Consider the following 8,900-nt stretch of genomic DNA (forward strand, 5'->3'; position numbering starts at 1 on the left):
AGCGCACGCATCCGCGCCGCCCGGATCGCGGGCCACAGGGCCGCGACGACGCCCACGACGACGGCCAGCGCCACCATCGTCCCGAGCCCGCCCCACGGCACGACGAGCTGGTCGAGCCCCTCGTCGGCGTAGACGGTCGGCAGTGCGGACGCGAGCCCCACGCCGACGACGAGCCCGAGGACCGTCCCGAACAACGCCGTCAGCACCGACTCGACGGTGACGGTCCCCGCGAGCTGCGTCCGGCCGAGCCCGACGGCTCGCAGCAGCCCGATCTCACGGGTCCGCTCGATCACCGACAGCGCGAGCGTGTTGACGATGCCCAGCACCGCGATCACGAGGGACAGCCCGAGCAGCGCGTACAGGATCACCAGGAGCTGGTCGACCTGGCCGGCCATCTCGTCGACGAACTCGTCACGGTCCTGGACCGAGACGACCACGTACGGCGCGACGGCCGACGTGACCGCGGCGCGCAGGTCCGCCTGCGAGACGCCCGATGCCGCGTCCAGGGTCACCGTGTCGATGACCTGGGCCTCGCCCGGCGCGAGCTCGTCGAGCACCGCGGGCGTGACGACCACCGACGAGCCGATGATCTGGCTCTCGAACAAGGCCCCGACCCGCAGGTCGCGCGTGCCCGTCGCGGTGGTCACGGTGACCGTGTCGCCCACCGCCCAGTCGTCACCGGCGAAGTCGGTGTTGAGCAGCGCGGTGTCGTCGGCGAGGTCGTCGGTCGAGCCTGCCGTGACGTCGACCAGGAGCGTCGAACCCAGCACCCCGGGCTCGAGCGACACGACGCCGCCGGAGTCCTGCGGCGTGGGCGCGACACCCGGCGAGGGCGAGACGCCCGCGTAGCTGAACGCGAGCTCGGCGACCTTGCCCACCTCGGGCAGGTCCCGGACGTCGTCGACCGCGCCCTGCGGGATCGCGAACGTCGCGGACTGCAGGATCAGGTCGGCGTTGGTCGAGCTCTCCACGACGCTCGACAGCGACGCGGTCGCCGACGCCGCGATCACCGAGACCGCCCCGACCAGCGCCATGCCGATCGTCAGCGCACCCGCGGTGTTGGCGGTGCGGCGCGGGTTGCGGACCACGTTGCCGCGCGCGAGCCGACCGACCGGCTTGAGCAGCGCCACGAACGGCGCGGCCAGGAAGCGCATCGCGGACCGCGCGAGCATCGGCGAGGCGACCAGCACCCCGACGAGCACGAGCGTCGCCCCGAGGCCGAGCAGCGCGTCGGCGAAGTCCGCCTCCGCCTTGATCGCCGCGGCGACCACGCTCGCAGCGCCGGCCGCCGCGACCGCGACACCGAGCACGCCGCGCAGCCGCAGCGAGCGCTCGTGCACCGTGATGTCGCCACGCATCGCCTCGACGGGTGCGACGAGCGCCGCGGTGCGCGCCGGGAACGCGGCCGCCACGGCCGAGACCAGGGTGCCGAGCACGAGGCAGCCGACGACCGTCGTCGTGCTGAGCGGGATGTCCTTCGCGAGGTCCATGCCCATGCCCGAGAGCGCGACGCGCACGAGCTGCACGAGCCCCAGCCCGCCGAGCACACCGAGCGCGGAGCCGACGAGCCCGACGACCGCCGCCTGCCCGACGACGACCGAGAACACCTGTGTCGGCGACGCCCCCACGGCGCGCAGCAGGGCGAACTCGCGCACCCGCTGGCGGACCGACATCGCGAACGTGTTCGCGATGATGAACGCGCCGACGAACAGCGCGATCACCGCGAAGATCAGCAGGAACGTCGTGACGAAGCCGAGCATCTCGCCGATGTCCGACTGCAGCGCCTCGCGCATCTGCGAGCCCTCGACCGCCGACGCGTCGCTGCCCCCGTCGAGGCCCGGCAGCGCCGCGGCCAGCGTCTGGGTGAGCGCGGACTCGGTCACGCCCTCGTCGCCGAAGACGGCGATCTGCGCGACGTTCCCGTCCGGCGCGAACGCGGCCTGCGCGGTGGCGGGGTCGAGGAGCACGATCGTCGCGCCAGCCATGGGGCCACCCGCGTCGACCTCGCCGACGACCGTCACCTGTCGGACCTCGCCACCGATCACGAGGTTCGTCTCGTCGCCCAGGGCGAGCCCGGACGACTCGAGCGTCGCGATCTCGAGCGCGACCTCGTCGGGCCCGGACGGCATCGCGCCGTCGACGAGCGTCAGGCCGGGGTCGCGCTCGTCGTAGCTCAGGCCGAACGACGGCGCCTGCGTGGACTGGACGGCGGTGCCGTCGGCACCGACGAGGACGACCATGCCCGACACGTCCGGCAGCGCGATCTGCACGCCGTCCAGGCCGTCGAGCTCGTCGGCCAGCGCGATCGGGACCGGGTTGCGGGTCTCGCCGACGCTGAAGCCGGCGTCGCCGCCCGCGACCTGCGTCGCGCCGCGCACGTACGCGTCGGCGGGAGCGGACGCGTCGACGATCCCGTCGAACGTGCTGGACATCATGGTGCGCAGGCTGAACGTGCCCGCGACGAACGCGACCCCCAGCGCCACGGCGAGGATCGACAGCAGGAACCGGACCGCGTGCGCCCGGACCCCGCGGAGCGTGACGCGCAGCATCAGCGCACCTGCGCGGGCGTGGCGTCCAGCAGGGCGGACGGGGCCGAGTCGGCGCCGGCCTCGACGCGACGCGTCAGGGCACCGAGGCGCTCGAGGACCGTGTCGGGCGTCGGGTCGCGCAGCTCGTCGACGATCCGGCCGTCGGCCAGGAACAGGACGCGGTCGGCGTAGGACGCCGCGGTCGGGTCGTGCGTGACCATGACGACCGACTGCCCGAGCTCGTCGACGCTGCGACGCAGGAAGCCGAGCACGTCGCGCGCGGACGTCGAGTCGAGGTTGCCGGTCGGCTCGTCGGCGAAGACCACCGCGGGCCGCGTGACGAGCGCACGGGCGCACGCGACGCGCTGCTGCTGCCCGCCGGACAGCTCCGCGGGCTTGTGCGACAGGCGGTCCTGCAGGCCCACCGCGCGCACCACGGCGTCGAGGTGGTCCTTGTCGACCGAGCGCCGCGCGATGTCGAGCGGCAGCAGGATGTTCTCGAGCGCGGTGAGCGTGGGGACCAGGTTGAAGGCCTGGAAGACGAAGCCGAGACGGTCGCGGCGCAGCTTGGTCAGGCCGCGCTCGGACATGGCGGAGACGGTCTCGCCGTCGACGGTCACGGTGCCGGCGGTCGGGCGGTCGAGGCCCGCCATGCAGTGCATGAGGGTCGACTTGCCGGAGCCCGAGGGGCCCATCGTCGCGGTCAGGCGACCGCGCTCGAAGTCGACGTCGATGCCCGCGAGGGCGTGGACTGCGGTGTCTCCGCGGCCGTAGGTCTTGACGAGGCCGCGCGCGGAGGCGATCACGGCAGCAGGGTCCGGGGTAGTGGTCGGCGTGTTCACGTGACTGATCCTTGCCCTCCCCGCCCACAGAAGCGATCGGGTTTCCCCCCGGATCCGACCCTGAGAGTGGTGGGGGTGGCCTCAGGGTGCCCCTCATGGACGAACGTCCTGGTCAGCGCGCTCCGGGCACGTCCGAGCGCTCGCGGCGGCGCTCGCCGGCGGCATCCCGCGGCGGCGCTTCGGCACGACCCGGGCACCCCCGGGCGGCCAGGCAGCCGTCGGTGCCGAGCACTACGGTGGCGGCATGGCCCGCTACCTCGACGTGCACCCGCACGACCCGCAGCCGCGTCTCGTCGCCCAGGCGGTCGCGGTGCTACGGGACGGCGGCGTCATCGCGTACCCCACGGACTCGTGCTACGCGCTGGGTACGACGATGGGCTCGCACGACGGCGCGGACCGCATCCGCCGCCTGCGCCACCTGGACGACAAGCACCACTTCACGCTCGTGTGCGCCGACTTCGCCCAGCTCGGTCAGCTCGTGCACCTCGACAACGCGGCGTTCCGCGCGATCAAGGCCGCGACCCCGGGCCCGTACACGTTCATCCTGCAGGCGACCCCCGAGGTGCCGCGCCGCCTCGCGCACGCCAAGAAGCGCTCGGTCGGGGTGCGCATCCCCGACCACCCCGTCGCGGCCGCGATCGTGCGCGAGCTCGGCGAACCCCTCCTGTCGTCGTCCCTGCTCATGCCGGGCCACGACTGGCCGCTGACCGAGGGTTGGCAGATCCGCGAGGAGCTCGACCACGAGCTCGACGCGGTCGTCGACGCGGGCGACTGCGGGACGACGCCGACCACGGTGGTCGACTGGACCTCGGGCGCGCCCGAGGTGGTCCGCGTGGGTGCGGGAGACCCCGACCGGTTCCAGTGAGCGGCCCGCGTCACCGGTCCGACGAGCCCGCCCCGCCCCCGGGTGCGCGGGGCCCGGCTGCGCGCGGTCCTGGTGCGCCGACGACGATCCCGCCCGGCGACCCCGACGCCGCGCACTCACCGGCACTGGCCTCGCTCGACGCCGACGTCGTGGAGTGCCGGCGCTGCCCGCGGCTCGTCGCGTGGCGCGAGCAGGTGGGGCGGGAGCGCCGCGCCGCGTTCCGCGACGAGACCTACTGGGCGCGTCCGGTCCCGGGCTTCGGTGACGCGGCCGCGCGCATCCTCGTCGTCGGGCTCGCGCCCGCCGCGCACGGCGCCAACCGGACCGGCCGCATGTTCACCGGCGACCGCTCGGGCGACTTCCTGTTCGCCGCGATGCACCGCGTCGGGCTCGCGAACCAGCCCACGTCCGTCTCCGCCGACGACGGGCTGCGCCTGACCGGCATCCGCGCGACCGCGCCCGTGCGGTGCGCGCCGCCCGCGAACAAGCCCACGCCCGACGAGCGCCGCGCGTGCGCGCCGTTCCTCGCACGCGAGCTCGAGATCGTCGACCCGCGCGTCGCCGTGGTGCTCGGCGCGTTCGGCTGGGCCGCGCTGCTCGACACCCTGCGCGACCTGGGATGGGCCGTGCCGCGGCCCGCACCCCGGTTCGGGCACGGCGCCGAGGTCGTGGTGCACCGCGGGCCACGCACGCTCACCCTGCTCGGGTGCTTCCACGTGAGCCAGCAGAACACCTTCACCGGCCGCCTCACGCCGGACATGCTCGACGACGTGCTGCGCCGCGCGCAGGCCCTCGCGCGCGACTGACACCGCGGGCCGCGGGCGTCGGCGGGTGTCGGCGGGCGCGGATGCCGGGGGCGGGCGCGCGGTGCGGGTGTCGGTGGCCTGGTGCAGGGTGGCCGCATGGAGATCTCCTTCGTCGCAGGCTTCGGCCCGATCACGCGCGACGCCGACGCCGCCCGCACGTTCTGGTCCGAGGGCGGGCTGGGCATCCCGCTCGAGGAGCCCGCGCCCGGGTACCTGACCAACGACACGCTCCAGGGCGTCAAGGCCTTCGCGCTGTGGCCGCTCGCGCAGGCCGCCGAGTCGACGTTCGGCACGCCGCAGTGGCCCGAGTCGCACCCCGTCCCGCAGGCGTGGCTCGAGCTCGACGTCGCCACGCACGAGGCAGTGGCCGAGGCCGCCGCCGAGCTCGTCGGGCTCGGGCACCGGCTCCTGCGCGAGGCCCATCTCGAGCCGTGGGGCCAGACCACCGCGCGCCTGCAGAGCCCCGAGGGCCTGCTCGTCGGGATCTCCCACACCCCGTGGATGCACGTCGAAGGCGCCGAGGACGCCGCGGCGGAGGAGTACACGGGCCACGCCTGACGCCGGGCCGCCGGTGCCGGGGCGGATGCCGGCCCGTCGGAGACGGGCGCTCGACCACGGCTCCGTGCGGGTCCGGCGGGTGCGGTGCCCGCCCTCGTCGGACGGGCACCGCACCGCTCGTCAGTGCTCGCGCAGGACCTCGGCGACGAACGCGGCCGAGCGCGTGCGCAGACCCTCGATGCGGTTCGCGACCATCTGCGCCCGCACCTCCTCGATCGCCGAGCCGGCCTCGGTCCGCGTCGGAGGACGGCGCACGTTGGCCGAGCACAGGAAGTGCGTGCAGATGAGCGTGCCGATGGTGTTGCCGCGGCGGCCGGACGCGCCCGCTCGTCGTGCGACGTAGAGGCTCACGTCGTCGGTCACGACGACGTCCTCGCACCACGCGCACACCGCGCGGCGTCGGATGCGCTCCTTGGCGTCGGTCGAGCGGAGCAGCACGCCCGTGGGCGTGCCGTCCACGGGGACGACCGCGTACGCCACGAGCGGCGCCTTGCGGTCACGCCACCCGAGGTAGTCGAGGCGCTCCCAGTCGAGCGTGTCGAGCACGGGGAGCACCGCCTGCGCGGCCTCGCGTCGGCTCGCGTTCACGAAGGACGCGCGGATCTGCTTGTCGGTCAGGGGTTCCATGAGTCGTGGTTCTCCGGGGTTCGAGGTCTCCGCCGGGCGCGCGTGGACGGCGACGGTCGTCCGTCGTCGATCGTGCGGCGCGCGTGGGCTGGTCGCGACGGCGCGGCCCGCGGGCCTGGCCGGTGCGTCCCGCCCGTCGGCGGAGGAGGGCGGTGAAGTGGTCGATCGTGTCGTCGGACCGGTCCTCGCGCTCGTGGCGCACCGGATCAGGTGCGGCCCCGCCCGGCGGGCGGTGCGCGGGACGTCGCTCACCCGTCCGGGACGTGCCCGGTCATGCCTCGCGCAGCGGCGGGGCGGTGTGTCCGGGGGGCGGGGTGTGCGGTGGACTCAGACGCGGCGCGCGGCGCGGCCTGAGCAGGCCGCAACGGCCACCCCACAACCTGCGATGCGATGCATCCGCGCTCTCCTCGTCCGTCTCTGATCCGTGCACCCCGGTGCCCGGTCGCGCTCTGCGGCGCCCGGCTGCCTCGAGCAGCCACCGTCCATTGTGCCTCAGCCTCCCGCCTTCGCCCTCGGGACCGTCCGCGAGGTCGACGATCCCGCGCTCACGCCGCGCGCGCCGCGGCTGCGTGGACGGCACCTGTGGGCTCCCTGCCGAGGGCGGGAATCGACGACGCGGCGCGGTCGTTCCCCCATGCATGACGTTGACTGGCGAGTACGTCCCGAGCACGTCGGCCCAGACCCGCAACCAGGTCGAGCTGTACGAGGCCAGCGGGGGAACCAAGGGCACCACCATGCGGGGCCGGCCCGTCGTGATCCTCACGACCGTCGGGGCCTCGTCGGGCAAGCTGCGCAAGACCGCGCTGATGCGGGTCGAGCACGAGGGCCGGTACGCGATCGTCGCCTCGCTGGGCGGTGCTCCGCAGCACCCGTCCTGGTACCACAACGTCGTCGCGCACCCGCTCGTCGACCTCCAGGACGGCCCGACGGTGCGCAGCTACGTAGCCCACGAGGCCACCGGAGCGGAGCGCGACGAGTGGTGGGCGCGCGCGGTCGCGACCTGGCCGGACTACGACGAGTACGTCACGCGCACCACCCGCACGATCCCGCTCTTCGTCCTCACCCCCACCCCCTGACCCCCGACCCAGCGCCTGCTCAGGCATCTCGACCTCATACCCGGAGCAGCCACTGGCTCACCGCCACGAGACGACGCGACGCAGCGGTTGCTCAGGCAATCGGCCGGGGAGGCCGGAGCGAAGGCTGGGTGGTGGCCTCGGGCGCCGGGTGCGGTCTGCCCAGGAGCGGTCAGCCGAGGAGGGTCAGCCCAGGAGGAGGTGCCAGCCGCCGACGCCGATGACGCCCGCGACGAGCGGTGCGGCGACCGGCACCCAGCCGTACCGCCAGTCCGAGCTCCCCTTGTGCTTGAGCGGCAGCAGGGCGTGCACGATGCGCGGCCCGAGGTCACGCGCGGGGTTGAGCGCCGGACCGGTCGGCCCGCCGAGGCCCGCGACCAGGCCCCAGACCAAGAACCCGAGCGCCAGGTGCGCGGTGCCGGGCTCGTTCGCGGTCAGCGGCGAGTGCGTGATGGCCAGCGCGCACGAGAACAGGACCACCGAGCCCAGCAGCTCGTTCGCGAACCCGTTGAGGCGTGACTTGGCTGCGTTGACCGTCGAGAACGTGGCCAAGATGTCGTCAGGGTCCTCGGTGCGGTCGTAGTAGGGCTTGTGGGTCGCGACGATCGCGAGCTGGCCGGCCATCGCGCCCAGCAGCTGCGCGACGATGTACGGCGCCACCTCCGCCCACGGGAACAGCCCCCAGGTCGCGAGCCCGAGCGTGAACGCCGGGTTGATGTGGTTGCCGCTGATCCCGCCGAACATCAGCGCGGGGATCATCACACCGAAGCCGTAGCCCATCGCGATGAGCGACCACCCGCCGCGGTAGCCCTTCGACCCCTTGAGGTGCACGTTCGCCACGGTGCCGTTGCCCAGGATGATCAGGATCGCGGTCCCGATGAACTCGCAGGCCAGGCGCGTGGTGAGGTCGAACGACGGATCCATGCGCCAACTCTGACAGCGGTGGTTGCCCCTCCGGCGTAGCCACGCCCGCGACACCCCGGCTCACCGCCCGCCCGCCCTGCCCGTCTCATCGGCCGGACACTGACCCGACCCCAGCCCTCGTCCCCGCCCCCCTCGTCCCCACCCACCGACCCCCACACCCCCACACCCCACCGACCCGACGACCCTGATACCGACCACCCACCCCGACCACGCCCCCCAGCACCCGCTGCTCCGGCCCGCCGCCCGCCAACCGCGAGCAACCACTGGCTCACGCACAAGACCCGAGACGAACCAGCGGTCGCTCCGGGCTCAAGGAGCCAAGACCTGAGCAACCACTGGGTCGCGCAGGGCATCGAACGCGACCCAGCACCTGCTCCGGGCTCGCGGACTCAGAGCCTGAGCAACCGCTGGGTCGAGCACGAGACCCGCACGAACCAGCACCTGCTCAGGCCTCAAGGACTCAGAGCCTGAGCAGTCGCTGGGTCGAGGTCGGGGTGGGCACGGGGTGGAGGGGCGCCATGAGGGGCGGGAGGTGGGGACTGGTCGTGACGTGGGGCGGGGGGTGGGGACTGGTCGTGACGTGGGGCGGAGGGTGGGGACTGGTCGTGGGGCGGGCGGTGCGGGTCGGTGGGGGCGTGGGGTGAGCCGGTGGTGGGTGGGGTGGGTCGTGGTGGTCG

Annotated in this window: 8 protein-coding genes; 4 read left to right on the forward strand and 4 right to left on the reverse strand. The window is 74.1% G+C overall.

The annotated features are described in order from the left end of the window. Both CWIS_RS11005 and CWIS_RS11010 read right to left on the reverse strand, forming a co-directional pair. On the reverse strand, positions 1–2,549 hold a 2,549-nt coding region (locus tag CWIS_RS11005; RefSeq protein ID WP_048343353.1), incomplete at its 3' end, for an ABC transporter permease. Continuing rightward, the gene (locus CWIS_RS11010) at positions 2,549–3,370 is read right to left on the reverse strand and encodes an ABC transporter ATP-binding protein (RefSeq protein ID WP_048343325.1); all 822 of its coding nucleotides are present in this window, start codon (positions 3,368–3,370) and stop codon (positions 2,549–2,551) included. The genes CWIS_RS11005 and CWIS_RS11010, both read right to left, overlap by 1 nt. A gap of 244 nt (positions 3,371–3,614) precedes the next feature. On the opposite strand from CWIS_RS11010, the gene CWIS_RS11015 reads away from it, so the two are divergent. From CWIS_RS11015 to CWIS_RS11025, 3 genes are all read left to right on the forward strand, one after another. Beyond that, positions 3,615–4,235, forward strand: coding sequence for an L-threonylcarbamoyladenylate synthase (locus tag CWIS_RS11015; protein ID WP_048343326.1), 621 nt, complete (start codon positions 3,615–3,617; stop codon positions 4,233–4,235). After that, on the forward strand, positions 4,232–5,041 hold the full coding sequence (locus tag CWIS_RS11020; RefSeq protein WP_082156399.1) for a uracil-DNA glycosylase: 810 nt from the start codon (positions 4,232–4,234) through the stop codon (positions 5,039–5,041). The genes CWIS_RS11015 and CWIS_RS11020 overlap by 4 nt, the downstream gene beginning before the upstream one ends. 96 nt (positions 5,042–5,137) lie before the next feature. Further along, positions 5,138–5,599, forward strand: a complete 462-nt coding sequence (locus CWIS_RS11025; protein WP_048343327.1) for a VOC family protein — start codon at positions 5,138–5,140, stop codon at positions 5,597–5,599. A gap of 120 nt (positions 5,600–5,719) precedes the next feature. On the opposite strand, the gene CWIS_RS11030 is transcribed toward CWIS_RS11025, so the two are convergent. After that, positions 5,720–6,226 (reverse strand): FBP domain-containing protein, encoded by a 507-nt coding sequence (locus tag CWIS_RS11030; RefSeq protein WP_048343328.1) that lies wholly within the window; start codon positions 6,224–6,226, stop codon positions 5,720–5,722. 638 nt (positions 6,227–6,864) lie between these two features. Between CWIS_RS11030 and CWIS_RS11035 the strand changes: the two genes are divergently transcribed. Beyond that, positions 6,865–7,302, forward strand: a complete 438-nt coding sequence (locus CWIS_RS11035) for a nitroreductase family deazaflavin-dependent oxidoreductase (RefSeq protein WP_048343329.1) — start codon at positions 6,865–6,867, stop codon at positions 7,300–7,302. A 183-nt stretch (positions 7,303–7,485) separates the two neighbouring features. On the opposite strand, the gene CWIS_RS11040 is transcribed toward CWIS_RS11035, so the two are convergent. Further along, a complete protein-coding gene (locus tag CWIS_RS11040; protein WP_048343330.1) occupies positions 7,486–8,223 on the reverse strand; it encodes an MIP/aquaporin family protein in 738 nt (245 codons plus the stop codon). Between the last annotated feature and the right edge of the window lie 677 nt (positions 8,224–8,900).

Source organism: Cellulomonas sp. A375-1 (assembly GCF_001040865.1).
Classification (GTDB): Bacteria; Actinomycetota; Actinomycetes; order Actinomycetales; family Cellulomonadaceae; genus Cellulomonas; species Cellulomonas gelida.

What these genes read in the sequence shown, in the direction of transcription:
- CWIS_RS11015 (WP_048343326.1), top strand. Translation starts at nt 3,615, where the DNA reads ATGGCCCGCTACCTCGACGTGCACCCGCACGACCCGCAGCCGCGTCTC.
- CWIS_RS11040 (WP_048343330.1), bottom strand. Translation starts at nt 8,223, where the DNA reads ATGGATCCGTCGTTCGACCTCACCACGCGCCTGGCCTGCGAGTTCATC.
- CWIS_RS11035 (WP_048343329.1), top strand. Translation starts at nt 6,865, where the DNA reads ATGACGTTGACTGGCGAGTACGTCCCGAGCACGTCGGCCCAGACCCGC.
- CWIS_RS11030 (WP_048343328.1), bottom strand. Translation starts at nt 6,226, where the DNA reads ATGGAACCCCTGACCGACAAGCAGATCCGCGCGTCCTTCGTGAACGCG.
- CWIS_RS11025 (WP_048343327.1), top strand. Translation starts at nt 5,138, where the DNA reads ATGGAGATCTCCTTCGTCGCAGGCTTCGGCCCGATCACGCGCGACGCC.